The organism is Roseovarius sp. MMSF_3298 (assembly GCF_030733705.1).
GTDB lineage: Bacteria > Pseudomonadota > Alphaproteobacteria > Rhodobacterales > Rhodobacteraceae > Roseovarius > Roseovarius confluentis.
Genome location: NZ_JASHIN010000024.1, coordinates 1 through 25384 on the forward strand (window position 1 = coordinate 1; position 25384 = coordinate 25384).

The window sequence follows — 25384 nt, forward strand, 5'->3', positions numbered from 1 at the left end:
GCGCTGGTGGCGGGCGCCGCTGCATCGGATTGGTCGGGCGCCGGAGCGTCGCCGGTGGGTTGCGCCACTGCAGCTGCCGTGCCCGTGTCTTGGGCCAATGCGTCGGGGGGCAGCTGGATATCGGACGGCGCGGGCAGGGGCGGCAGGCCGCCAGGGCCGGTCGCGGCTGCGGAAATCTCGAGTTCGCACAGTCCTTCGACGAATTCGAAGACCTCGCGAATGGCGGCCTCGTCGACGGAATCGTCGGCGGTGAAAGTCAGCGTCCAGCTGAGCGCGGGCTTGGACCAGGGGCCGTCGCGAAGGGGCGTGAGCGCGGAGAGATCGGCCTCGATTTCTAGCGTGCCGAGCGTTTCGAGGCTGCGGAACAGGATTGCGGGATCGTGACCGTTGGCAAAGAGCTGTTGCGAGGCCTTGAACCGGATCGTTACCGGCGCGTCCGCCTCGGGGGCCGCCATGTCGTCGAGCGAGGGCAGGTCGCCATCGATCGCGAGGAACGTCGGTTGAAAATCGGCTTCGTCGACCTCTTCAACGGTCTCTTGCTCGTCGCCGGATGTGCCGTTGGCGGCATTGCTGACATGTTTGAGGTCGCTGAGGATTGACGCGCCCTGTTCGGGCGGCAGTTCGGTGCCCTGGCTGGCGGCCTCGACGAGATCGGCGAGGTGATCGCTGGCGGTCAGCAGGAGGTTGACGACATTGTCGCCCACCACCAGCCTTTGGCTGCGTATGTCGTCGAGCACGTTCTCGAACGCGTGGGCGAAGGAGACGAGTTGATCCAGGCCGAAGGCCCCGGCGCCGCCCTTCATCGAGTGGACGGCGCGGAACATGCTGTTGACGGTTTCCTCGTCGCCTGCGCCCGCCTCGAGGTCGTTCAGGCCGGAGGAGAGCTGTTCGAGCAGGTCGTCGCATTCCTGAAAGAACATCTGGTTGAGGTCGTTCATGTCTTTATCCCTTCCTCAGACGACGAGACGCTGGATGATCTGAACGAGTTTCTCCTCGTCGAACGGCTTGACGATCCAGCCGGTGGCACCGGCGTCGCGCGCTCGTTGCTTGAGCGCGTCGCCGCTTTCGGTGGTCAGCACCAGGATCGGCACGGTCGAGACCCGATCGCCCTTGCGCACCCCGTCGATGAAGCCGAACCCGTCGAGCCGCGGCATGTTGATGTCGGTAATGATCAGGTCGGGATCGGCAGTTTCGAGACGTTCGAGCCCGTCAACACCATCCTCGGCGAGTTCGACCTCGAACCCGGCGCCGGTCAGGGCCTGTTGCAACATGCTGCGCATCGTGCGCGAATCGTCGACGGCCAGAATGCGGGTCATGCGATGTCCTCTTGAACCAGGGCGTTTCTGGGGATGCCGAGAAGAGCCAGCCCCTTGAGAAAATCGGGCGACGGGTCGATCAGGTCGAACGCGGTGCCGTCGGCCTGCCATTCCTGCCGGGCGCGCAGCAGAATCTCGGCCGCAAGGGCGCCGAGAAAGCCGACATTGCCGGCGTGAAGACAAAGACGCGCGCCGCGGCGGTCATCGAGGCTGGCCGCCAGGGTTTCACAGGCGGCGAAATCCATGCGCTCGGGAAGGTCAAGCGGCGCGTCATCGGCTGGAGTGTCTGGTTCTGTCATGCGGGGCCCTTCACACTGCATATGCGTTACTGGCCGGATGCTAGGAGGGCCGGCTTAAAATGGCGTTAAGCGGCAACCGATTGTTTTCCGGAGAAAACCCGGGCCGGCCGTTCTGCATAAGGGAGAACGGCGCGAGTCGGGCCGTACCGCATCGGGGCGCGCAGTGCGCGCGTGCCGCGGGGGCTTGGCCTTGGGCGCCGGGCGTGGTTTAACCCCGCGCCATCGGGCAGCGGATAGCGGCAGGGGAAAGCGGCGCGGATGTCGAGCATTCTGATCATCGAACAGGTTCTGAACGGGCTTCAGTTCGGGGTGATGCTGTTCCTGATGGCCGCGGGCCTGACGCTGATCTTCGGGGTGATGGGGCTGATCAACCTCGCGCACGGGTCGCTTTACATGGTGGGCGCCTTTGCCGCCGCGGCGGTGGCGGCGGCGACGGGGAGCTTCCTGCTGGCGCTGGGCGCGGCGCTGGCCGTGGCGGCGGCGGTCGGCGCGGTCGTGGAAGTGGCCGTGATCCGGCGATTATACGCGACCGATCATTTGGACCAAGTGCTGGCCACTTTCGCGCTGATCCTGATCTTCTCTGAGGGCACGCGGTACCTCTTTGGCTCTTTCCCGCTGTACCTGGACATTCCCGACGCGCTGTCGGGGCCGGTGACGCTGCCGGGAGGCATCCAGTATCCGCTGTACCGGCTGGCGCTGATCGGCGTGGGGCTGGCCGTGGCGTTGGGTCTGTGGCTGTTGATCGAACGCACGCGGATCGGCATCCGTATCCGGGCAGGGGAGAACGATAGGGAGATGATCGCGGCGCTGGGCGTGGACATCTCGAAGCTGTACACGCTTGTCTTTGCGCTGGGCGCGGCGCTGGCGGGGCTTGCGGGCGCGCTGGTGGGTGCGATCCAGTCGGTGCAGGTGGGCATGGGTGAGCCGGTCCTGATCCTGGCGTTCGTGGTGATCGTGATCGGGGGGATCGGGTCGATCAGGGGGGCCTTCGTGGGCGCGATCCTGGTGGGGCTGACGGATACGCTTGGAGGGATATTCCTGCCCGAGTTCTTCAAGCTGTTCATGGAGCCGGCGGCGGGCACGCAGGTCGGGGCATCGCTGGCGTCGATGGCGATCTACATCCTGATGAGCGCGGTGCTGGTGTGGAGGCCCACGGGCCTGTTCGGAGCGCGGGCATGATTGGGGGCATGAGCCGGGAATTCTGGGTCAATTTCGCGGTTCTGGCCGGGCTGGTTGCGGTGCCGCTTTGGGCGCTCGTGGCGGACGAGCCCTTCACCATCACGCTGGCGACCCGTGTGGCGATTTTGGCGCTGGCCGCGGTGGGGCTGAACATCGCGCTGGGGCTGGGCGGGCTGGTCAGCCTGGGGCATGCGGTGTTCTTTGGCATCGGCGGATATGCGATGGGCATACTGGCGCATCATGCGCAGACCTACACCGCGGTGACCGAATGGCCGATGCTGATCGAAGGCACCAAGAGCATGCCGGTGATATGGCTGGTGGCCGTCGTGGCCTCGGCACTGGCGGCGCTGGTGATCGGGGTTTTGAGCCTGCGCACGAGCGGGGTCTATTTCATCATGATTACGCTGGCCTTTGGCCAGATGTTTTTCTACTTCGCGATCTCGTGGAGCGCCTATGGTGGCGAAGACGGCCTGTCGATCTATGTGCGCAACGGCTTTCCGGGGCTGAACACGCTGGTGCCGATCCAGTTCTTCGGGGTTTGTTTCGCGATCCTCTGCGCGGTGCTGTGGCTGAACGCGCGGCTGATGCGGTCGCCTTTCGGTTTGGCGTTGAACGCGGCACGGCAGGTGCCGGTGCGGGTGGAGACGGTGGGGCTGAACCCGATGCGTCTGAAGCTGGTGGCCTTCGTGATTTCGGGCGCGATCACGGGGCTGGCCGGGGCGCTCTTTGCCGATCTCAACCGGTTTGTCAGCCCGACGATGTTCAGCTGGCAGTTCTCGGGCGAGATCATCATCCTTGTGATCCTTGGCGGCGTCGGGCGGCTGTTCGGCCCGGTGGTGGGGGCGGCGGTGTTCGTCGTGCTGGAGCATTGGCTGGGCGGGCTGACGGAGTTCTGGTTGATCTGGCTGGGGGTGATCCTGCTGCTGATCGTGCTGTTTGCGCGGGGTGGCATCGTCGGGCTCTTGGCGGGCAGGGCGGTCGCGCATGACTGAGCTGGTGCTGGAGACGCGGGGGATCACGAAGCGGTTCGGCGCTTTGACGGCGAGCGAGGACGTGTCGCTCGACCTGAAGGCGGGAGAGATTCACGCCATCATCGGGCCCAATGGCGCGGGCAAGTCGACGTTGATCCAGCAGGTTTGCGGGCTTTTGCGCCCGGATGCCGGACAGGTGTGGCTGGGCGGGACAGACGTGACGCGGACGGGGGCAGCGGCGCGGGCGCGGGCCGGGCTGGGCCGGACGTTCCAGGTGTCGCAATTGGCGATGGAAGACACGGTGCTGCAGAACGTGGTGCTGGGCGCGCTGGGGGCCTTGGGGCGGCCCTGGCGGTTCTTCGGGGCAGCGTTGCGCCAGGCCGATTTGCGCGACAGGGCAGAGGCGGCGCTGGCGCAGGTGGGGCTGGAGGACGTGGCGGCGACGCGGTGTGCGGACCTGTCGCACGGGCAGCGGCGGCAGTTGGAAGTGGCGGTGGCGCTGAGCCTTGGCCCGCGTGCCTTCGTGATGGACGAGCCGATGGCGGGGCTTGGCGCGGAAGGCTCGAAGCGGATGACGGGATTCCTGAGCGAATTGCGCGGCACGGCTCCGATCCTGTTGGTGGAGCATGACATGGACGCGGTCTTTGCCCTGGCGGACCGGATCAGTGTGCTGGTCTACGGGCGGATCATCGCAACGGGGACAGTGGCCGAGATCCGGGCGGACCGGGCGGTGCGCGACGCCTATCTGGGGGAAGAGGCATGAGCCTGTTGCAGGTCGAAGGGCTGGAGGCAAGCTATGGCGCTAGCCAGGCGCTGTTCGGCGTGGACCTAAAGGTGGGCGCGGGCGAGGCCGTGGCGCTGATGGGGCGCAACGGGATGGGCAAGACCACCACGGTGCGGGCGATCTGCCGGATGATCCCCAGCCTGGGTGTATTGCGCTTCGACGGCCAGGATTTGCACAATCTGCCGAGCCACCGGGCCGCGCGGCTGGGGATTGGCCTTGTGCCGGAGGGGCGGCGGTGTTTCCGGGACCTGACGGTTGCGGAGAACCTGTTGGCAGCGGCCCGGCCCGGCCCATGGGACCGGGCGCGGGTGGCGGACTTGTTTCCGCGGCTGGAAGAGCGTGCGGGGCAGGTGGCGGCGTCACTGTCGGGGGGCGAGCAGCAGATGCTGGCGATTGGCCGGGCGCTGATGACCAACCCAAGGCTGATGATCCTCGACGAGGCCACCGAGGGGCTTGCACCGCTCGTTCGGGCGGAAATCTGGGCGGCTTTGGGACAGGTGCGCGGCGCGTCGGGTATGGCGCTGCTGGTGATCGACAAGTCGGTGAAGGAACTGGCGCAGGTGGCGGACCGCGCTGTGCTGCTGGAGCGGGGTAAAACGGTGTGGGCGGGTAACATGGACGCGCTGACGCCGGATATCACGGAGCGGTTCGTGGGCGTTTGAACGGCGCAGGGCTGCGGGGGGCGTCGTCAGGTTGGCCCGTGGTCGGTCGGGACAATCAAGGTCATGGCGCTGACGGTCGTCTTTTCGCTGGCCCCTATGTGACAACGCTGCTGTGATCGGGATCGCCTTGCATCAGCCATGCGCGCATCTCTGCAGCCGCTGGCTTGCTTTGGTCAATCGACAGGAAATACCCCTCGTGAGCCGGGATCGACGCGGGGTGGGCGCGCTCGACCAGTCCGGTTTGCAACGCGTGGCCCGCCAGCCACTCGTTGACCAATGCGACGCCATTGCCAAGCGACGCGAGATGCAGTGCCATCCCGTAGGTATCGGTTTGCAGGGCTGGCTGCGGCGTCTTCCCGATCGCCTTGGACCAGCTTTGCCAGCCGCTGGAGGTGCCGACCGCTTCGATAAGGGGCAGGTCCTGCAAGCCCCCCGCAAGTTTCGGGGATTTCACGGCAATCAGACGGTTCGGCAAAATGGCGTCGGCATCGGGCCCGACTTGGCGTGCTGATCCGAAGCGTATCTCGATATCGGCGCGGAACGAATGATAATCGTCCGGCCAGATCGCACTCAGCAGCCGGATATTGGTGGTCGGATGGCGGAGACGAAACTCCGGCAGCCACGGTGCGATGATCCATTGCGCCACGCTGACCGAGGCCGCAATCGTAAGTATCCCCCCCGGCGGTTCCGTGTCCATACCAACCATTGCGGTCGCCAAGGCCTGAAGCGGCGCTTCGACATTGGGCAGCAGACGTCGGCCGACATCCGTCAGGGCAAGTCCGCGCGCGCGTCGCGTGAAAAGTGGGACACCCAGCCGTGTCTCCAGGGACTTCACCTGCTGGCTTATGGCGGATTGGGTCAGGCCCAGTTCCTCGGCCGCGGCCGTAAAGCTCAGGTGACGCGCCGCGGCCTCGAAAGAGCGCAGCCAGCCGAGAGGAGGAAGGGATTTTGCCATGGTCAAGCTAGATATAAGTGTTGCTAATACCTAAGCACATGAATCGATCATTTGTCAAAAAATCCGCCATTTTCTAACTCTGGTTCAAAGCGAACGGAGGATGAGATGACGCCCGAGATCAGGAAGATAGTGACCTATGACGAGGAGGTTCTTGTCGAGGGGTTCCGTGCGGCCGAGGCGCCCTGGCGCATGTTCGCGGTTGCCGCTGTCCTGAAAAACCCGTGGGCCGGCCGTTTCGTGCCGGATCTTAAGCCCGAGATACAGGCCTATGGGCCGGTCCTGGGCAAGATGTTGACAGAGAGGATGATCGGCCTTGCCGGCAGCGGCGCCGCGATCGAGGCTTATGGCAAGGCCGCCGTCGTGGGGTTGGATGGAGAGATTGAGCACGCGTCGGGCCTGATCCACACGCTGCGCTTCGGCAATCATTTCCGAGAGGCGGTAGAGGCCAAGTCCTATCTCGCTTTCACCAACACCCGCGGCCCCGCCAACGCGCCTATCATGGTGCCGTTGATGGACAAGAACGATGCCGGGAGGCGGTCGCACTATCTGACGATACAGTTCTCAATCCCCGATGCGCCGCGCGATGACGAGGTCATCGTCGTGCTGGGCGCGGCATTGTCCGGCCGGCCGCATCACCGGATCGGGGATCGCTATCAGGACCTGAAGGATTTGGGCCATGACGTCGACAATCCTGCCGCGGTCTGAGGTTGCCGGCCTGTCGGCGATCGACGTCGGCGAGGGGCACCCCGTGGTGTTGCTGCACGGGGTTGGCCTGAACGCCGATGCCTGGGGGCCGCAGGTCGACACGCTGGGGGGCGACTATCGCGTCATCGCACCGGACATGCCGGGCCATGGCGGCAGCCAGTGCCCGGACGGAACGCCGACATTGGAGACCTACGTGGAGGCCGCCCTGGCGGTGGTCGAAACCTTGCCGCAAGCCGCGATGCTGGTGGGACATTCCATGGGCGCGATGATCGCTCTCGACGTGGCCGTACGCGCGCCGTCGCATGTCTGCGCGGTCGCCGCGCTCAACGCCGTCTTCGAGCGCACGCCGGAGGCCGATGCGGCGGTTCGGGCGCGGGCCGCCAGTTTTGACGAAACGCGCGCGCCAGATCCGTCGTCGACGCTGCACCGCTGGTTCGGCGATGCGGCCTCGCCCGAGCGGTCCGCCTGCGAGACCTGGCTGCGCAATGTGGACCCGCGAGGCTACAAACTGGCCTACACGGCGTTTGCGGAGTCCCGGGGACCGAGCCGGACGGCACTGCGGTCGCTGGCCTGTCCCGCGCTCTTTGCAACCGGGGCGCTGGAGCCGAATTCCACGCCTGATATGTCGCGCGCCATGGCTGTGCTGGCGCCGCGCGGCCGTGCACTGATTGTCGAGGGCGCGGCGCACATGATGCCTATGACCCATGCCGATGAGGTGAACGCCGCGATGCTCGACCTCGCGCGGGAGGTATGGCCATGAGCGCACTCGATCCGCGCGCGCTGCGCCGGGCTTTCGGCAGCTTCATGACCGGCGTCACGGTCGTGACCTGCAAGGCGGCGGATGGGACGCCGCTGGGGTTCACGGCCAATTCGTTCTCTTCGGTTTCGCTTGATCCGCCGCTCCTGCTGGTCTGCCCGGGCAGGTTCCTGTCGTCCTACGACAGTTTCGCAAGCTGTTCGCACTTTGCCGTCAACGTCCTTGCCGAAGGGCAGGAAGACGTGGCCAATACCTTTGCGACCTTCAAGGGAGACCGCTTTGCCCGCACCCCGCACCGGGCGGACCCGCATGGCAACGTCCTAATTGACGGGGCGCTCGCGCAATTCTCCTGCACGACGCACCAAGTGGTCGACGCGGGCGATCACGCCATCCTGCTCGGCGAGGTGCGTGCCTTTCATCACGACGCCGGACGCGGCCTTGGATATGCAGGCGGGCAGTTCTTCAGCCTCGGCCTTGAGCGCGCCGCGCTCGACCCTGCGGGCAACACGGCCCTGCTGGGGGCGATCATCACTGAAGGCGATGAGGTCCTTCTTGAAAAGACCGATGCCGGCTATCGCCCGCCACAGGTGATCTCGACCGAGCGGCAACATGTCCGCCGAACACTTGCGGGAAACCTCGGTTCGCGCGGCCAGCCCGTCCGCCTGGGGCCTGCCTACGCGGTGTTCGACGACGGCAATGTCCAATGCTCCTATTTCCTGGCGAATGCCTCGGCCGCAGGTTCGGCATTCACCCGTCATCCGATCCGCGACATTCCCGGGCTGACCTTCGCAACGGCGGCGATCACGCAGATGATGCACCGCTTTGCAGAGGAGGCCGAGACCCGCAGCTTCGGCCTCTATGTTGGCGATGCCCGGCGCGGAGATGTTCACCATTTGCCTGAAAGGACCTGACGCATGGATTTTTCTCTTTTCGTGCACATGGAGCGCCTGACGCCCGAACAATCACACCGTCAGCTGAACGAAGAGCTGATCGCGCTTTGCAAGATGGCGGACGAGGCCGGTATGCGCGCCATATGGACCGGCGAGCATCACGGGATGGAATTCACCATCGCGCCGAACCCGCTGACGACACTGGTCAACCTGTCCCACCACACCCGAAACGTGAAGCTGGGGACGGGGACGATCATCGCGCCGTTCTGGCACCCGATCAAGCTGGCCGGCGAGGCCGCGGCGGCGGACCTGATGACAGACGGACGCATCGAGCTTGGCATTGCCCGCGGTGCCTATTCCTACGAATATGAGCGGCTGATGCCGGGCATGGATGCCTGGGAAGCGGGGCAGAGAATGCGCGAGAGCACGCCGCTACTTCCCAAGCTCTGGGCTGGCGACTGCGCCCACGAAGGCGAATTCTACAGCTTCCCCGCCGCAACCGCCGCGCCCAAGCCGGTGCAGGATGGCGGCCCGCCGATCTGGATCGCCGCGCGCGACCCCAACAGCCACGAATTCGGCGTGCACAACGGGTTCAACATACAGGTGACGCCACTCTGGCAGGGGATGGACGAGATCGAAACACTGATGGCCCGCTTCAACGCGGCCTGCGAGAGCCACGATGGCCCGCGCCCCAAGGTCATGCTCTTGCATCATACCTATGTCGGCGCGGATGCCGATGACGTTGACCGGGCGGCGCGGGAGTTCTCGCGGTTCTATTGCTATTTCGGAGCCTGGTTCCAGAACAAGCGCCCCGTCGAACAGGGCCTGCTTGCGCCGCTTTCGGACGAGGAGATCGCGGGCAACGCCATGATGGCGCCGGAGAACATGGCCCGGGACCTGACCATCGGTACCGCCGAAGATGTCATTGCCAAGATCAGGAAATACGAGGACCTTGGCTATGACGAATATTCCTTCTGGATCGACAGCGGCATGAGCTTCGAGCGTAAACGCGCGTCGCTCACCCGCTTCATCGACGATGTCATGCCCGCCTTTACGTGAGGACCGATATGAACGCCCGACCGCACTACCAGCTTTTCATCGACGGGTCCTGGACCGAAGGGTCCGACGGCCAGATCATGACCTCGCAGAACCCGGCAACCGGCGAGGACTGGGCGACGTTCGCCTGCGCCTCGAAATCGGACGTCGACCGCGCGATCCTTGCGGCCCGCCGCGCGCTGAACGATCCCGTGTGGCGCGACATGACCCAGACGCAGCGGGGCAAGCTGCTGTACCGGCTGGCCGACCTGATCGAGGAAAATGCCGCCGAGATCGGACGGATCGAGACCACCGATAGTGGCAAGCTGCTGGCCGAGACGTCGAGCCAGACTGCCTATGTGGGCGATTACTATCGCTATTACGCGGGGCTGGCCGACAAGATCGAAGGTGCCGTCCTGCCGATCGACAAACCCGACATGCATGTGTTTACGCGGCGCGAGCCGATTGGTGTCGTGGCCGCCATCGTGCCGTGGAACGCGCAGATGTTCCTGACCGCGACAAAGCTTGGACCTGCGCTTGCGGCGGGCTGTGCCGTGGTCTTGAAGGCGGCCGAAACCGCGCCTGCGCCCATGCTCGAATTCGCACGTCTGATTGAGCGCGCCGGCTTTCCTGCGGGTGTCGTCTCGGTCATCACGGGCGACGCGGAGAACTGTGCCATCCCGCTGACCCGCCATCCGGATGTCGACCGCATCGCCTTTACCGGCGGACCCGACACGGCACGCCACGTGGTGCGCAATTCGGCTGAGAACTTCGCGGTCACGACGCTGGAACTTGGCGGCAAATCTCCCATCCTGGTTTTCGAGGATGCGGATCTGGACGGTGCCGCGAACGGACTGATCGCGGGCAATTTCGGCGCGTCCGGCCAAAGCTGCGTGGCCGGGTCGCGCGGGTTGGTGCACCGCTCGGTTCTGGATGCGGTGGCGGGAAAGATCGAAGAAAAGATGAAAGGGGTGGTCATCGGCGACCCGCTCGACGCCGGAACGCAGATTGGACCGCTCTGCACGACGGACCAGGTTCACAAGATCGAAAAGACCCTTGCTGCGGCTGTGGCCGGGGGCGCGACTATTCGCTTTGGGGGTGCGCCGTTGGACCGGCCCGGAAATTACATGGCGCCGACGCTTGTGGAATGCGCCGATGCGGAGACTGAGACGCTGAAGGTCGAAATGTTCGGCCCTGTGATGTCGCTCTTGCCCTTCGACACCGAGGAAGACGCCATCGCGCTTGCCAACGGCACGCCCTTCGGCCTTGGGTCCGGGGTTTTCACCGAGAACCTGGCGCGTGCGCACCGGGTGTCATCGCGGCTCAAGGCGGGGATTTGTTGGGTGAATACCTATCGCGCCGTATCTCCGATCGCGCCCTTCGGAGGGGTCGACCGCTCGGGGTATGGGCGCGAGGCGGGTCTGGACGCCATCCATGACTACACGCGCACCAAGACGACGTGGATCAACACGTCCCCCTCCCCGATGGCAAATCCCTTCGTGATGCGTTGACGCGTTCGGCGCGCCTGCGCGTGGTCAGTCGACCGTCAGGACGATCTTGCCCACGTGATTGCCTGCCTCAAGCTCGGCATGGGCATCGCAGGCGCGGGCGAGCGGGTGGACGGAGTTGATCAGAGGGCGGACCGTGCCCTGTTCCAGCAGCGGCCAGACCTGTGCCGACAGGTCGGCCGCGATAAGGCCTTTTTCCTGAGGCGATTGCGGGCGCAAGGTGCTGCCGCACAGGGTCTGGCGCTTGCTGACCAACGCCTTGATATCGACCTGTGCCTCGCCGCCTCCGAGAAAGGCGATGACGACCAGCCGCCCCGAGACCGCGAGCGAGGCGAGGTTGCGGTCGAGATACTCGGCGCAGATCATGTCGAGGATGACATCGACGCCCCGGCCGTCCGTGAGGCGGGTGATTTTGTCCTCGAAGCGTGCGGTTTTGTAATTGATCGCCTCCGTGGCGCCGAGATCTCGGCAGGCCTGGCATTTGTCGTCGGTGCCGGCGGTGGCGTAGACGGTGGCGCCCATGGCGCGCGCGAGCTGGATCGCGGTGGTGCCGATGCCGCTTGCGCCGCCGTGGATCAGAACGCTTTCGCCCTGGGCAAGGCGCGCGATGCGAAAGAGGTTGGTCCAGACGGTGAAGTAGGTTTCGGGCAGGGCTGCGGCCTCGACTGCCGACAGGCCGGTGGGCCAGGGTAGCACCTGTGGCGCCGGGGCGACGCAGTATTCGGCGTAGCCGCCGCCCGCCACCAGTGCACAGACCTTGTCGCCCGGCGAGAACGACAGCACCTCGTCGCCGCAGCCCACGATTTCGCCGGCGACTTCGAGGCCGAGCACTTCGGTCACGCCGGGTGGCGGGGGATAGGCGCCCTCGCGCTGAAGCAGGTCGGGGCGGTTCACACCGGCGGCGGCGACGCGGATCAGCACCTCGTCCGGGCCGGGCTGCGGAACCGGGACCTCACGGGGGCGCAGAACGTCGGGGCCGCCGGGCTTGCTGGCGAAGATGGCTTGCATGGTCGAGGTCATCGAGGGCTCCTAGGCTTGGAGTGCGAGAAACGTGCCGGTGGCCAGGAAGAGACCCAGCGCGGCGAGCGACAAAACGGTCAGCTTCAGGTTGCCGCGGCGCAGGAGTGGGGCCGGTTCGACCTGCATGATCCGGGTGGTGATCAGCACGTTGGCGGTGAAGGGGGTCGAGCTGGCGGTGACACCCCAGCCGAGGATCGCGGCCAGCGCCAGCCAAAGGAGGGCCGGGGTCGGCACCAGCGGGTGCAGTACGCCCAGCAATATGCTGGCCGAAACGATCGGATTGAGCGCCAGGAGGCCGCCCGTCACCATCGCCAACGGCACCAAAGCGACAAGCAGGGGCAGTAGCGCGGTGGGCGGCGTTGGCAGGGCGCCGTCGACGCTGCTCACGAACCAGGCGATGACGGCGCCAAGAAAGCCCGCGCAGGAAACGACGACAAGCTCGTTGACGCCTGATTGCGCGGTGACGGCCAGTTCGCGCTGCAGTCCGGGGGCATTGCCGGAGACGATCTGGATCGCCCACCAGGCCAGCGAAAAGACCACCACCGCCACCAGCACAGCGGCGGGCATGGAGAGGCCTGCAAAACGGTGGAGCGTGAAGGCGACCGCAACCAGCGCTGCAACACGGGCGACGACGCGCAGGAGGATGAGCTGTTCGGGAAGGGTTGGCATGGCGCGTGTCAGGGTTTTCTGGTCAGGGTCGGCGAGGGTGCTTCGCGACGCGATATAGCCCGCGAAGAGATACAGGCCGGCGGCGACCAGACCATAGGGCAGGATCTGGAAATAATCGACCTCGGGCAGGATCGAGAGGGTGACGATGGTCGACAACGCCAGGGGCGACCACATCGGCATGGCGCCGAAGCCACGCAGCATCGCGAGGGTCAGGGTCCCGACCGCGTTCTGCTGTTCCAGCTTGTCGCGAATCTGGGCCAGCAGGGTGGCCATCAGGCTGGCGGCGCCGAAATTGAGGAAGATCCCGAAGATGTGGGTGCCGAGAGACACGAAGAGGTAGCGCGCGCCGCGCGGGCGGCTTGCCATCACGGCGGCGGCCCGGCGGATGTCGGGCGCGCGCGAGGCGGCGCGACTGAGCAGCCCGAGCGCGATGAGGAAGGCCGACAGGAAAGTGAACCTGCCAAGGCCGCCCGTCGCCGTTAGCCAGCCGCCGATGCTGCCCCATAGCAAGAGCATCAGAACGATGCTTCCGATGATCCAGGCCGGGCGATTAAGGCCGTGACGGTTGAGCAGCGCCAACGCCAAGAGGGCAAAAACCGCCGGGAGTTCCGGCACCGGCAGCACGATGGCCGCGACCCCGGTGCCCAGAAGGTAGAGCGCCAGCAGCGAATTGAGAATGTCACGCCAGCGCCTTGATGTCAGAAGAAAGTCAGCCATGAACGCGCGTACCGAAGGCAGTGTGCAGGGCCGCGCCGGATTTGCCGGGTGGACCGTGATACGTATCCCGGGCGGGTCTGGAGAGATCACTCATGGCGACTTTCTTGGATGAGTCGGGCTGTGTCGGCCGTGCTGAGAAGGAAACCGCCGGGGCGGTGCGTTGTTCCCGCACGAGCATAGGTGCGTGTCCGGGGGCGTCTGGTGCGGTGTGGGTCATGGCTGTGTATCCTGCAGGGGCAACTTCCGCGAGGGGCGAGGCGAAGTCCAGATTGGAACGCGCGATTGGCCGATGTTTCCAGGTCCAGCAGGTGAAATTTAAGACAAGGTGTTGTTTTTGCGTGGTGAAATTTCGAGCAGGTGGACCTTGGGGAGCCGCGCGCTCTTGGTGTTTCGTTAATCTCTTTGCCCTAGCATCGGGATACGAAACCAACAGCCGGAGAAGATTGGATGGAAATGGCGCCAATCGCGGGTGCTGACAAGGTGATCAGCCGCAATCGCGACGAATTCCTGAGAGAGCTACTGAGCGAACTTGCGAAAGTGCTGGAATCCCGTGTTGGCCTGGAAGCGGCGGAAGGGTTCATTGGGCGGGTCGGATCGCGGATCGGCGAAACGATGAATGAGGAATACCGGGCGATCTTTGAGACTGATGCGCTTGATGTGACGCAGGTGGCGCAGGCGCTGGTGGACCTGAAAGAGCGGATCGAGGGCGCGTTCAAGGTTGAGTCGATCTCGCCCGAGAAGATTGTTCTGGTCAACAGCAGCTGTCCGTTCGCGGGTCAGGTCGAGGGCCGGGAATCGCTGTGCATGATGACAACGAGCGTGTTTGGCCGGATTGCAGCCAGCAACTTGGGTTATGCGCGGGTGGAAAAGCCTCAAACTATCGCACGCGGCGACCTGGGTTGTCGGGTGATCGTGCACCTTACCGAAGGCGAGGCGGGCCGTGAGTACTTTGGCTGACGCGGCGCGGCACCGCGACAACGAGGTAAGTGCCTTTCAAGCATTGCCGAAACACGCGATGCTTGTCGACCGCGCGGCGCGCGTGCATGTGGCGAATGCAGTGGCTGAAAAGCTGGTGCGTCACCTGTTCCAAGACGAAGCCGTGCCAGAGCGCTGGGCCTTGCCTGACGTGTTCGAGATATCGTCGGAAGACGCGGTGCGGGAAATGATAATCGCAGCCTCCGGCGATGCGATGCTGCTGCCACTGCGCGCAAAGAGGCCCGGGCTGCCACGCCGCATCCGGTTCCGGGTTGGTGCGATCCGTAACGGGACACGCGCGCCGAACCGTTTCGTGCTGGTGTCGGAAAGCGGCGACGCGTTGGGCAAACCTTTTCGGGAGTTGAATGCCGAACTGGAGGGCGCCAATGAGAGGGCGCGCCGGGAACGCCAGCACCGTCTGTGTCTTGAGAAGGCGAACAATGACCTGAACGCCGCCAATGCGGAATTGAAGTCCTTTGCCTATGCGGTATCGCACGACCTGAAATCGCCGCTTCAGACGGTTTCGATGCTGTTGTCTGAACTGGACGCGTGCGGCAGTCGCGCGCTGGACCGAGAGAAGGCGGAACTGGTCGGGATGAGCCGAGAGACGCTGTCGCGCATGTCGGTGCTGATAGAGGACCTTTTGCACTACACGGAGCTTATCGGGTCGGTCATGCCCTGCGAGCCTTGCCCGCTGGAGGAGGTTCTCGCGGATGTGATCGCCGACCTCAGGGCCGAGATCACGGGCGCGTCGGCCACGGTGCGCACCGGCCCGCTACCGGTTGTTTCGGGCGAGCCAGTGATGCTGCGCGTGTTGTTCCAGAACCTGCTGTCGAACGCGATCAAGTTCCGCCACCCCGACCGGCCTGCCAAGATCGATATCGGTGCGGAAGAGGCCGACTCGGACGAAATGGTGACGATCAGGGTCGCGGATAACGGCGTCGGCATCGCGCCGGAGTACCGCGCCAGGATCTTCGACCTGTTCAGCCGGCTGCATCGGCATGACGAGATACCCGGCAGCGGCCTGGGCCTGACGATGTGCCGCCGGATTGTTCAGAATCTGAACGGGACGCTCGATGTCGACGAGAACCCGGACGGCGGGTCGATCTTTATCCTCAAGCTGAACGTTGCACGCGATGACTGACCTGACGGACGGCGCAAGCGCGGCCATCGAGACCGTGATGTTGATCGATGACGACACGTTTTTTCACGCGGCCTGCGAGCGGCTGATGCGACGCACGGGGCTGGTGAACAACCTGATCAAGTTTGCCATGGCCGAAGAGGCGCTGGCGTTCCTCGAACGGCCCGACAGGCCGGTGATCGACGTGCTGTTTCTGGACATAAACATGCCTAGGATGAACGGGTTCGAATTTCTGGAGGAAGCGTTGGCGCGGTTCGGAAAAGATTTCTGCCGGATGATCATCGTGATGCTGACCTCTTCGGTCAATCCGCAGGATATCGAGCGGGCGAAGGCGTTTTGTGCCATCGACGAGTTTGCCAACAAGCCGTTGGTGCAGGCGCAGATCGAAGCGATCGCCGCACAATTGAAGGCGGCGGGCCGACCCGTGGTTTGACCCAAACACGGTGAAGACCTGCCTCCGATAGGGCCGGACTGGGGTCCGGCAATTTCGGAATGGACGACGGATCGGGCGGGCTTTGCGCCACATTTGGCCAGGCTGGCCATCCGGGGTATTTCGTATTTGCGAACCGATCGGAAGCGGCACCCCGGCACGCCGCCGATTGCCCCCGCCGTCGCGAATGCCTGGCGCAAGCTGAGCGGCCCGACGCGCGACGTCTGGACCAGTCGCTGACCGGAGCGCCATCGGTACGCCGGGGGCCTCGGCCTTCTAGTTTCCGCGGGACCTTATGCCATCAGAAGTTCAGCGAGATGTCACGATGCTCGGCGTTGCACGATGCGATGAAGAGCGCCTGTTCCCTTGGCAGTTTCGGTTGCTTGCGCAAGCCGATCGTATCGCGAATGGCCATGTCGTAGCGGTCAAGCTCGGGCAGCAACTCTTCGGCCGCGCGGGAGCGCCATGCCAGCTCTTGCTCGTAAAGGGCCTGTGCCTCTTCGATGAACTCCAGCGCGCGTTCGGGATTGGGCGTGCGGGCGTCGATCTCGCGGCGGGCGTCGGAGAGCAGGCCGCGGATCTCGTTGCCGCCTGCCACGTCGCCGAACATGCGTTCGACCTCCTTGAAGCGCGCGTCCGCGGTCTCGCGGTCCATGTCGGCCGCGTCACGGGCAAGGGGCTGCAGTTCGCCCTCGATCTCGGCCAGCGCGTCGGCTGACATGATGATCTGCCTCAGCTCCTGGACTGGCTCGTAGGCCTGGTCGACCGTCCGACGGTAGAGGTTGCGCGCGCGACGATCATTTGCGGTGATCTGGCTATAGGCCTGTTCCGCTTCGTCCCAGCTTTCAGGAATCTGGGCGAGGATCGCTTCGCGCTCGGCTTCCATTTCCTCGGCCCGCGCCTGCAAGGCCTCGGTATCGCCAAAGCCGCGACTGACCTGCACGCGCAGGTCTTCAAGTTCGGCATTGATGATCCGCGCTTCGCTTTGCAGGCCGCGCACGAAGCTGTGTTGCGGGCGATAGTCGACGGCCTGTGCGGCGAGCTCTGCCTTGATATCCTCGATCTCCTGCATCATCGGCAGGGCCTCGCGCGCCTTGGAGACGCCGCGCTCGAAATCTTCACGCACGTCGTCGGGCAGATAGGACAGGTCAAGCCCCGCCGCGCGGTCGATGGCGGCTTCGATCTCGTCCCCGTTCTGGGCGAATTCCTGGGCCACGTATTCCTCGACACAGTATTGCAGCGCGGGATTGATCGGCGGCGGCGCGGTTTCTGCCGTCAGCGAGCTGCGCATCGGCAGGTAGTTTACCAACGGTGGATAGTAGGCGACGATGACGAGCGAGAGCAGCTGCAGCCCGATGAACGGCAGCACGCCGATATAGATCTGGATGGTCTTCACGGCCTTGGACGCCACGCCGCGCAGGTAGAAGAGCGCAAATCCGAAGGGAGGCGTGAGGAAGGACGTCTGGATGTTCAACCCGATCATGACGCCGAGCCAGACGGCGGTCACGTTCGCCTCGGGGTCCGCCAGAAGGATCGGCGCGACGATCGGCACCACCACGACGGCGATCTCGATGAAATCGAGGAAGAAGCCAAGGACGAAGATCACCAGCATCACGATGGCGAACTTGGTCCAGAAGCCGCCCGGGAGACCTTCGAGGAAGTGCTTGACCAGTTCCTCGCCGCCAAAGGCACGGAAGGCGGCGGTCAGCATCGCGGCGCCGAGCAGGATGATGAAGACCAGTGACGTGGTCTTGGCCGTTTCGAGCATCACGCCGGTCAGGGCGTTTTCGGTGACATAGGCGCGATAGCCGCTCCAGGCGATGCCGATCACGGTCAGGATGACGCCGAACACCGCCAGATTGACGCCGAACTGGTCGTCGGCATTGGTGATGTTCTGGATGTTGGTGTCATAGTTCGACAGCACGTATCCGATGACGCCAAGCCCGATGAGGGAGATGATCGCGGGCACGTAGCGCAGGCGTCCGCCGCCTTCGTAAAGGCGGTAGCCGGCCATGATCATGGCGCCGATGGCACCGATTGCGCCGGCCTGGTTCACGGTGGCGATGCCGCCGATGATCGAGCCCAGGACCATGACGATCAGGGCCAGCGGCGGCACCATCGCGAGCAACACCCTGCCTGCGAATTTCAGGTCGTAGCGGCCTTCGTATGGCACGGCGGGCGCATAGCGTGGGCGGATCAGGGCAACGGCGAGGATAAAGAGGATGTAGAGCCCGACAAGCACCAGGCCCGGCACCAGCGCGCCGAGGAACATGTCGCCCGCACTGGTCGATCCTACGGCGAATTCGGACGGCATGGTCAGTTCGCCGGTGACTTCCTTGTAGAGGTCCTGGCGCGCCTGTCCGGCCTGATCCACTGCGGAGGCCAGCTGGTCGGCGAGGATGATCAGCACGATGGAAGGCGGGATGATCTGGCCCAGTGTGCCGGAGGCCGAGATGATGCCCGTGGACAGCGGGTTGGCGTAGCCGTTGCGCATCATCGCGGGCAGCGAGATCAGGCCCATGGCGACCACGGTTGCACCGACGATACCGGTGGTTGCCGCCAGCAAGGCGCCCACGACCACGACCGAAATGCCCAGGCCCCCGGGGACAGGGCCGAAGAGCTGGGCCATGGTCACGAGAAGATCCTCTGCGATCTTTGAGCGTTGCAGCATGATGCCCATGAAGATGAAGAGAGGAATTGCGATCAGCGTGTCGCGTTCGGGTTCCCAATAGACCCCTCGGAGATTGGTCACCCCGGCGCTGAGCCATTGCGAGGGACCGCCGGACACGAAAAAGGCGTCCGTTCCGCCCCCGAAGAGATAACCCGCGCCGGCGGCCAGAAGGACCGTGATGATCGCGGCACCGGGCAGCGAAAAGGCGACCGGATAGCCGGACCCCAGGGCCGCGGCCATGATGAAGACAAGCAAGAGGAGAAAGACGATTTCCATACGCGCGGTTCCCGTCGAGTTCGGTTACATCATGTCCGTGTGCGTCTGCCGCGCACCCGGTTCGCCACGTTTGTCGGCGATTGCTTCGAAGAACTGCGCCACGAATTGCAGCATCATCGTCACGGCGAACACCCCGAGGAATCCGGCCATGAAGTATTTCACATACATGCCGAAGCCCGACTGTGTGACTTCGAACACGAGGATCGGGCCGACGATGATACTGGACGAAGAACCGAAGCCCACGATCAGGATCGTCCAGCACAGCGACAGGCCCAAAAGGACGGCGCCCCAGGCGTTGACCTTGCCCTTGGCTTCGCGACGCATGCTTGCATAGAAGAGGTCCACGCGTACGTGGCCGTCCTCGTACAGGGTGTAGGCCGAGGCGAACAGGAACAGAGCGCCGTACCAGAACCGGACGAGATCGGCCATGAAAGCCTGTTCGTAAGAGAATACGAAGCGGCTGAAGACGATCAGGAGCTCCGCCACCACGACCAGCAGGGCCAGCCATATAAAGCCAAGTGACCGGGTCACGGCGGCGATCAGTATGCCGAGGATCACCAGCGGGGTGTGAAAGTAGAGTCCACGATACTCGGCCCGGCCCAGGCTGCCGGCCAGGTCGGAGCCGACGACGGCCTCGAGTTGGCCGTTCACGCGCAGGAACGAGACAACCGCGTCACCTACGCCGACCAGAAGGACGACCCAGAACGCCGCGCGGACGAGGAAGGTGTTGAGCGCCGCGACCCGTGCCGCATCGGTGCGAAGGGAGATGTCGCGGGATCGCAGAACGCCATAAAGTGCGACCACGGCGAAAAGCGCGTAGATGCCAAGCTGCAATGCGGCCAGCGCGCCGCCGCCTGACAGGACTGCGCCTGCACCGGGCAGGTCGAACCAGAACCTGAGGATGGCGTTGATCAGAAATGCGGCGGTGGCACTTAGAACAAGCCAACCGAACGCGCGAGGCACGACTGCTGGCGCCCCCATATCAGCACTGACCATCGCAGGCCCCTCCCAGAAAATTCAGCGTCCCGTTATACGTTGGCCGAGGCGGAATGTCTTCCGCCTCGACAGGGCTGGCCGTTGTTTGTGCCAGCGTGAATGACCAAGAGGCCGTCAGATACGCAGGAAGCGGTTGCGCTTCGCCACGTAGGGCGCATCGGAGTAGTTGCTCCAGACACCGACGTTGTTGCGGGCCTCGAGGAAGCTGTCGATGATCTCGGCAGCCAGGGCGCTGTGATCGCGGGTTTCCTCGATCACCTCGGTCGCGGCCTCGCCGAATGCCTCGTAGACGTCATCGTTGAACTCGCGCAGCTCCACGCCGTACTCGTTGACCAGACGGTTCAGGTAGATACCGTTTTGATAGTTGGTCTCGGCGGGCTGGCGGGCGTTCTCTTCGGCACAGCAGACGGTGATGATGCGCTTGTCGCTTTCGCTCAGGGCGTCCCACCAGTCCTTGTTCATGCCCAGGCTGACCTGCGAGGCCGGCTCGTGCATACCCGGCCAGTAATAGTATTGCGCCGCCTCGTAGAGCTTGAGGAAGAAGTCGTTCCACGGACCCACCCATTCGGTCGCGTCGATGGCGCCCGAAACGAGGTTTTCGTAGATCTGACCACCCGGAAGCGAAACCGGCGAGGCGCCGACCTTGGCCATGACGTCGCCGCCGAGGCCGGGGATACGCATCTTGAGGCCCTTGAGATCTTCGGGCGAGTTGATTTCCTTGTTGAACCAGCCGCCCATCTGCAGGCCGGTGTTGCCACACGGAATGCCCTTGATGCCGAACTCGGCGCCGATCTTGTCCAGCAGATCCTGACCGCCGCCGAACTTCATCCAGGCGTCAATCTCGGAGTAGGTCAGGCCGAAGGGGACGGCCGTGAATGGCGCCCAGCCGGGGTGCTTGCCCTTCCAATAGTAATCGGTGCCGATATAGGCGCTTGCGTTGCCAGAGGCGACCTCGTCAAAGCTGTCGAACGCGCCCACGCGCTCGCCGGCAGCGAAGTATTGCACGGCGATCCGTCCTTCGGTCACTTCCTCGATTCGCGCTGCCAGGCGTTGGGCACTGGTACCGAGACCCGGGAAGTCACGGCCCCAGGTCGATACGATCGTCATTTCGATCCGGTCTTGTGCGACCGCGGGTGCGGCCAGTGCCGAAGCGGCTGCGCCGGTCGTGGCGTATTTCAGAAACTTACGTCTCTCCATTCTTCATTCCTCCTGTTGATGGTATTTTTGTTCGGGGTGTTTTCGTGCGAGCACCTAGCTGTGAGACTGAGTACGTCAGTCGCGTCCATTTTCAAACCATAAGCAGCAACCCCCAATGCGCTCGCTGAGCGATGCAAATGGTGCCCAACCCATTGCAGGAAACATAGCTGTTATGCATTTCGTGACAATCATTGTTTTATGCACGAAATTGCGGCACGACTCCGCTCAAGTGATTAATATTGTAGCGATTGAGGGGCGGAGCTGATTGCAAGTCGATCGGTGCGGCAGAACATGCCGTCCATCCGCTCGCAAGATTCCGAACGAGAGCTAGTTTGCCGCGCGCAGGCTCGCGGGATTCTCGTAAGGTGACGTTGGGTAATGCGCGGGTTCGATCTGCGGACGAACTGGTATTGGATCAGGGAGCAAGAATATTGTCGGCATTGACGAAGAACGCACCGGGCGCGATCGAGACCGCACGCATGATCGAGTCGGGTGAGATGACCGCCACGCAGGCGGTGCGGCAGCGGCTGGAGATCATCGAGCAACTGGAGCCGGAGCTGAAGGCGTGGGTTTACGTGGATGAAAGCGGAGCACTGGACGCAGCAGAGAGGATCGATGCTGCGCCTGTTTCCGGCAAACTTCGCGGTGTCCCCATCGCGGTGAAAGATATCTTTGCGGTCAGAGACATGCCGTGGCGTTGCGGTTCCGCGATCTGGAAGGATCGGGTTGCAGGGTTCGATGCGGGGGCGGTCGCGCTGGCGCGCGGCGCGGGTGGTATCGCGCTTGGAAAGACGGAAACGACCGAGTTCGCGTTTTATCAGCCGACACGCACGCGCAACCCGCATGATCCGAGCCGCACGCCCGGAGGATCGTCCTCGGGTTCGGCCGCCGCGGTCGCGTGTGGCATGGTGCCGCTTGCCTTCGGGACGCAGACCTCCGGTTCGATCATTCGCCCGGCGTCGTTCTGCGGTGTGGTGGGGTTCAAACCGTCCTTCGATCTGGTCGAAACCGGCGGTGTCGCACCGCTTTCGCGCGGCCTGGATACAGTTGGGGTGTTCGCGCGGTCCGTGCCGGATGCGGCGCTTTTCGTCGAGGCGCTGACAGGGCTGGACCTGCAACCGGATGCAAGTGCCGCGCCGCCGAAACTGCCAGTCTACCGCTCGCCCGTGTGGAACGAGGCCGAGCCGGAGCTGGTGCAGGCATGGGCGGCGTTTGAGACGGGGCTGGGTGACAAGGTCTCGGAGTGTGAGTTCGCGCCCGAGATCGTGGCCGCGTTTGAGGATGCGCCGGGGCTGCATGCGCGAATCATGGCGATGGAAGCGGCGGAGGCGCTGGCCCATGAACATGCCGAATGGCCGGACCTGCTGTCGGACGCGCTGAGAGCCGAGCTGGAAAAAGGCAGCGCCTTTGCAGGTGATCAAAAGATTGCGGACAGGCAGGCCATGCGCAGCTTGCGCCATCTGGTCGACGGGCTTGTGCCGCGCGATGCAGTCTGGTTGACGCCCTCGTCCACGGGGCCCGCACCGCTTTTTGAAAGCGGGACTGGGTCGCCCAGTTTCAACCGGATCTGGAGCCTGCTGGGCCTTCCGTGTTGCTCGGTGCCTCTGTTGCAGACGGATGCGGGCCTGCCCATCGGCGTTCAGGTTGTGGGAGCGATGGGAAACGACCGAGGGGTTCTGACGGTCGCAGACTGGCTTATGTCGCGCTTTCTTCCTGATTGAAGTCGCCGCATCGTGCCGCGTGATACCGGTGGGTCGGACATCAAGAGAAAGGCTGCCACGTTCGAGCGGTAGGGTGGATGGTCGTGACTACGCCGTGCCGTCGTCGGGCTTGGACTTGAACGAGGCGGCGGATTGGTTGAACAGAATGCTGTTGTTGTCCACCCGGTGGCGTCCGCCATTCTGTTCGGATTTGTGCAAGTCGATCGCGCGTTGCACAGCCGGGCGTGCCTTGATCCTGGCCCGCCAGTCGGCCACGCGGGGAAAGTCATCCAGCGAGGCGCCGAGCGGCTTTGCGATGAAGGCCCACGGAAAGGCCAGCATGTCCGCGATGGAGTAGTCGCCCAGGATATAGTCGCGCGCCTCCAGGCGTGCCTCAAGGACGCCGAGGTTGCGGTCGTATTCGCCCAGGTACCGTTTGAAGCCGTAGTCGCGCTCGTCCTCCGGGGCGTAATTGCGGAAATGGCTGAGCTGTCCGCCCATCGGCCCCTGGTTCCCGACCTGCCAGAACAGCCACTCCATCAGCTCCTTCCGGGCGCGCGGGTCGCTTTCGGGCGGGGCGAACTGGCCGACCTTGTAAGCAAGGTAAAGCAGGATCGCACCGGACTCGAACACCGGCACGGGGGTGTCGCCCCACGTCGCATCGGGCGCGTGATCGACGATGGCTGGCATCTTTGCATTGGGGCTGATCTGAAGAAAGCCGGGGGCAAACTGGTCCCCCTCGCTGAGGCGCATAAGGATCGGGCGATAGTCCAACCCCGTCTCCTCGAGCATTATGGCGGCCTTCCAGCCGTTGGGCGTGGGGGCATAGTAGAAGTCTATCATTCGGTGCTGTCCTGCGTGTCGGTGGCGATGCCGTCCGCTATCATCGCGTCGATTTCGGCCGCGGCGTAGCCCGCCTCTGCCAACACGGTGCGGGTGTCTTCGCCAAGCCGTCGGGCAGGGCGGGGGACGTCTGGCGGCGTGGCGGAAAACCGGGCCGGCGTATGCGTCTGGCGCAGCGGGCCGGCCTGGGGGTGATCCTGTTCGAGGATGATCCGATTGGCGGCGACCTGCGGGTGGGCGTAAACCTCGGCCCGGGTCAGGACCGGGGCGCAGGGCACGTCATGGGCGCCAAGGCGGTCCATCCAGTTGGCGGTCGTGTCCTGCAGCAGCGCCTCCTGCGTCAGTTCCAGCCGCGCGGGCTTGTTCTCTTCGCGCGCCGCGACCGTGGCAAAACGCGGGTCGTTCAGCCAGTCGGGCCGGTTCACCGCGGCGGCGAGCCCGGCCCAGGTGTTGTCGGTGTGGGCCGAGACTGCCATCCAGCCATCCCTGGTCTGGTAAATGAGTTCCACGAAGGTCTGCGCATCGGCGCTTTTCTCCGGTTCGACCTCGTCACCGATGAAGGTGTAGCCGGCCATGTCCGAGCTCCAGAGAAAGGCCAGCACCGTGTCCAGCATGGATATCCGCACGTGGCTGCCTTCACCGGTGCGTCCGCGGGCCAGCAAGGCGGCAGTGATGCTTTGAGCGGTCTGGATCGCGGTCAGCTTGTCGGGCAGGATGGTGCGCACCAACCGGGGACGCGCGGCATCCGCGCCGCCCTGCACGCTGGCCAGCCCGGACAGTGCCTGAATAAGCGGGTCGTAGACGGGCTTGCCGGCCCAGTCGCCGTGAAACCCGAAACCGGCGATGGAGGTGTAGATGATGTCGGGTCGTACCGCGCGCACCGCCGCCTCGCCCAGCCCGATCCGCTCGGCCACGCCGGGGCGGAAGTTCTGCACGAAGACGTCCGCCGACTGGCAGAGGCGCAGCGCGGCCGCAACGCCGCGCGGATCCTTGAGGTTCAGCGTGACGGATTTCTTGCCGCGATTGTTGTTGAGGAACGAGGCCGAGAAGCCGCCGCGCCGTCCGGTCACCTGACGGCTGTGATCGCCGCCTTCCGGGTGTTCGATCTTGATCACCTCGGCGCCCTGATCGGCAAGCGTCATCGTGGCCAGCGGGCCAGAGATCATCGTCGTCAGGTCAATTATACGATACCCGTGCAGCGGTCCTGGCATCTGGTGCGTCTCCACTATGATCCTTGTGCCGGGGGAGCAGACCCCGCCGCAACTCTGAACCGTCCTGCGCCGAGATACAAACCAAGGAATGCCGGCGCGGTCCGCTTGCTACCTGACGCGGATAGCGGTTTGCGGCCACTGCACCGCAATTTCGTGAGCGCTCTTGGCCGTGCAGCGGATGCTTTGACGCGCAAATTCGAGGTCTCTACCTTGGGGGCGACCGTGAGTCCTCGACCCCAAGCGGAATGAAGGCGCAGTTGCGCAGAGAGCTGGCATGCAAGGGAGAAGTGGCAGCCCGTAGGGTTGTTGCATTTTCCTGCGATAACAATGACTTAATCCGTCCAATCGGAAAAAAGACGCCCTTTGAAAACAAAGGGGAATATTTGGATTTGTCCAACGCCCTAACGTTCGGCACCGCCGATGCATGGTCCGTCTCCAGATTTTGGAGACGGCTTCGGCACATCAGCGAAGTGGAGA

24 protein-coding genes are annotated in these 25384 nt (G+C 64.3%); 13 read left to right on the plus strand and 11 right to left on the minus strand.

The window, feature by feature from the left end; genetic code table 11:
• The 3 genes from RBB18_RS17890 to RBB18_RS17900 form a co-directional block, all read right to left on the minus strand.
• On the minus strand, positions 1-938 hold a 938-nt coding region (locus tag RBB18_RS17890), incomplete at its 3' end, for an Hpt domain-containing protein (RefSeq protein ID WP_306121264.1).
• A 15-nt stretch (positions 939-953) separates the two neighbouring features.
• The gene (locus tag RBB18_RS17895; RefSeq protein ID WP_152473976.1) at positions 954-1316 is read right to left on the minus strand and encodes a response regulator; all 363 of its coding nucleotides are present in this window, start codon (positions 1314-1316) and stop codon (positions 954-956) included.
• Complete coding sequence (locus RBB18_RS17900) at positions 1313-1615, minus strand: STAS domain-containing protein (protein ID WP_170067250.1); 303 nt, start codon at positions 1613-1615, stop codon at positions 1313-1315. Before RBB18_RS17900 ends, RBB18_RS17895 begins: the two co-directional genes overlap by 4 nt.
• 258 nt (positions 1616-1873) lie before the next feature.
• On the opposite strand from RBB18_RS17900, the gene RBB18_RS17905 reads away from it, so the two are divergent.
• The 4 genes from RBB18_RS17905 to RBB18_RS17920 are packed head-to-tail and all read left to right on the plus strand — an operon-like array spanning position 1874 to position 5211.
• A complete protein-coding gene (locus tag RBB18_RS17905; protein ID WP_274593481.1) occupies positions 1874-2794 on the plus strand; it encodes a branched-chain amino acid ABC transporter permease in 921 nt (306 codons plus the stop codon).
• Positions 2795-2802: 8 nt separating this feature from the next.
• Entirely contained in the window at positions 2803-3786 is a 984-nt protein-coding gene (locus RBB18_RS17910) for a branched-chain amino acid ABC transporter permease (RefSeq protein ID WP_103764445.1), read from the plus strand.
• Entirely contained in the window at positions 3779-4528 is a 750-nt protein-coding gene (locus tag RBB18_RS17915; protein WP_306111551.1) for an ABC transporter ATP-binding protein, read from the plus strand. The genes RBB18_RS17910 and RBB18_RS17915 overlap by 8 nt, the downstream gene beginning before the upstream one ends.
• The gene (locus tag RBB18_RS17920) at positions 4525-5211 is read left to right on the plus strand and encodes an ABC transporter ATP-binding protein (protein WP_306111552.1); all 687 of its coding nucleotides are present in this window, start codon (positions 4525-4527) and stop codon (positions 5209-5211) included. The genes RBB18_RS17915 and RBB18_RS17920 overlap by 4 nt, the downstream gene beginning before the upstream one ends.
• 94 nt (positions 5212-5305) lie before the next feature.
• On the opposite strand, the gene RBB18_RS17925 is transcribed toward RBB18_RS17920, so the two are convergent.
• On the minus strand, positions 5306-6166 hold the full coding sequence (locus RBB18_RS17925; RefSeq protein WP_306111553.1) for a LysR family transcriptional regulator: 861 nt from the start codon (positions 6164-6166) through the stop codon (positions 5306-5308).
• Positions 6167-6271: 105 nt separating this feature from the next.
• Here RBB18_RS17925 and RBB18_RS17930 point away from each other — a divergent pair, with 105 nt between their 5' ends.
• The 5 genes from RBB18_RS17930 to RBB18_RS17950 are packed head-to-tail and all read left to right on the plus strand — an operon-like array spanning position 6272 to position 11064.
• Positions 6272-6871 carry an amino acid synthesis family protein gene (locus tag RBB18_RS17930; RefSeq protein WP_103764410.1) on the plus strand — a complete coding sequence of 200 codons (600 nt, stop codon included), beginning with the start codon at positions 6272-6274 and terminating at the stop codon, positions 6869-6871.
• Positions 6843-7631 (plus strand): alpha/beta fold hydrolase, encoded by a 789-nt coding sequence (locus RBB18_RS17935; protein WP_103764409.1) that lies wholly within the window; start codon positions 6843-6845, stop codon positions 7629-7631. The genes RBB18_RS17930 and RBB18_RS17935 overlap by 29 nt, the downstream gene beginning before the upstream one ends.
• On the plus strand, positions 7628-8539 hold the full coding sequence (locus RBB18_RS17940) for a flavin reductase family protein (protein WP_103764444.1): 912 nt from the start codon (positions 7628-7630) through the stop codon (positions 8537-8539). The genes RBB18_RS17935 and RBB18_RS17940 overlap by 4 nt, the downstream gene beginning before the upstream one ends.
• A gap of 3 nt (positions 8540-8542) precedes the next feature.
• Complete coding sequence (locus RBB18_RS17945) at positions 8543-9577, plus strand: LLM class flavin-dependent oxidoreductase (protein ID WP_306111554.1); 1035 nt, start codon at positions 8543-8545, stop codon at positions 9575-9577.
• An 8-nt stretch (positions 9578-9585) separates the two neighbouring features.
• Entirely contained in the window at positions 9586-11064 is a 1479-nt protein-coding gene (locus tag RBB18_RS17950; RefSeq protein WP_306111555.1) for an aldehyde dehydrogenase, read from the plus strand.
• A gap of 24 nt (positions 11065-11088) precedes the next feature.
• Here RBB18_RS17950 and RBB18_RS17955 read toward each other — a convergent pair whose 3' ends face one another.
• Together RBB18_RS17955 and RBB18_RS17960 are read right to left on the minus strand one after the other, a co-directional pair.
• Complete coding sequence (locus RBB18_RS17955; RefSeq protein ID WP_306111556.1) at positions 11089-12081, minus strand: NAD(P)H-quinone oxidoreductase; 993 nt, start codon at positions 12079-12081, stop codon at positions 11089-11091.
• A 9-nt stretch (positions 12082-12090) separates the two neighbouring features.
• Positions 12091-13467: a hypothetical protein gene (locus RBB18_RS17960; RefSeq protein WP_306111557.1), complete on the minus strand. Its 1377-nt coding sequence runs from the start codon at positions 13465-13467 to the stop codon at positions 12091-12093.
• A gap of 447 nt (positions 13468-13914) precedes the next feature.
• On the opposite strand from RBB18_RS17960, the gene RBB18_RS17965 reads away from it, so the two are divergent.
• The 3 genes from RBB18_RS17965 to RBB18_RS17975 are packed head-to-tail and all read left to right on the plus strand — an operon-like array spanning position 13915 to position 16016.
• Entirely contained in the window at positions 13915-14424 is a 510-nt protein-coding gene (locus RBB18_RS17965; RefSeq protein ID WP_306121265.1) for a methanogen output domain 1-containing protein, read from the plus strand.
• The gene (locus tag RBB18_RS17970) at positions 14408-15586 is read left to right on the plus strand and encodes an ATP-binding protein (protein ID WP_306111559.1); all 1179 of its coding nucleotides are present in this window, start codon (positions 14408-14410) and stop codon (positions 15584-15586) included. Before RBB18_RS17965 ends, RBB18_RS17970 begins: the two co-directional genes overlap by 17 nt.
• A complete protein-coding gene (locus tag RBB18_RS17975; protein ID WP_274593491.1) occupies positions 15579-16016 on the plus strand; it encodes a response regulator in 438 nt (145 codons plus the stop codon). The genes RBB18_RS17970 and RBB18_RS17975 overlap by 8 nt, the downstream gene beginning before the upstream one ends.
• 298 nt (positions 16017-16314) lie before the next feature.
• Here RBB18_RS17975 and RBB18_RS17980 read toward each other — a convergent pair whose 3' ends face one another.
• The 3 genes from RBB18_RS17980 to RBB18_RS17990 all read right to left on the minus strand — a co-directional run bounded on the left by RBB18_RS17980 (position 16315) and on the right by RBB18_RS17990 (position 21153).
• Positions 16315-18960 (minus strand): TRAP transporter large permease subunit, encoded by a 2646-nt coding sequence (locus RBB18_RS17980; protein ID WP_274593492.1) that lies wholly within the window; start codon positions 18958-18960, stop codon positions 16315-16317.
• 24 nt (positions 18961-18984) lie between these two features.
• Positions 18985-19956, minus strand: coding sequence for a TRAP transporter small permease subunit (locus RBB18_RS17985; RefSeq protein WP_306111560.1), 972 nt, complete (start codon positions 19954-19956; stop codon positions 18985-18987).
• 114 nt (positions 19957-20070) lie between these two features.
• Positions 20071-21153 carry a TRAP transporter substrate-binding protein gene (locus RBB18_RS17990; protein WP_103764401.1) on the minus strand — a complete coding sequence of 361 codons (1083 nt, stop codon included), beginning with the start codon at positions 21151-21153 and terminating at the stop codon, positions 20071-20073.
• Between the two features lie 431 nt (positions 21154-21584).
• Here RBB18_RS17990 and RBB18_RS17995 point away from each other — a divergent pair, with 431 nt between their 5' ends.
• A complete protein-coding gene (locus RBB18_RS17995; protein ID WP_306111561.1) occupies positions 21585-22874 on the plus strand; it encodes an amidase in 1290 nt (429 codons plus the stop codon).
• An 87-nt stretch (positions 22875-22961) separates the two neighbouring features.
• Here RBB18_RS17995 and RBB18_RS18000 read toward each other — a convergent pair whose 3' ends face one another.
• The gene (locus tag RBB18_RS18000; protein ID WP_274593495.1) at positions 22962-23696 is read right to left on the minus strand and encodes a glutathione binding-like protein; all 735 of its coding nucleotides are present in this window, start codon (positions 23694-23696) and stop codon (positions 22962-22964) included.
• Positions 23693-24907 carry a CaiB/BaiF CoA-transferase family protein gene (locus RBB18_RS18005; RefSeq protein WP_306111562.1) on the minus strand — a complete coding sequence of 405 codons (1215 nt, stop codon included), beginning with the start codon at positions 24905-24907 and terminating at the stop codon, positions 23693-23695. Before RBB18_RS18005 ends, RBB18_RS18000 begins: the two co-directional genes overlap by 4 nt.
• Positions 24908-25384 lie beyond the last annotated feature (477 nt).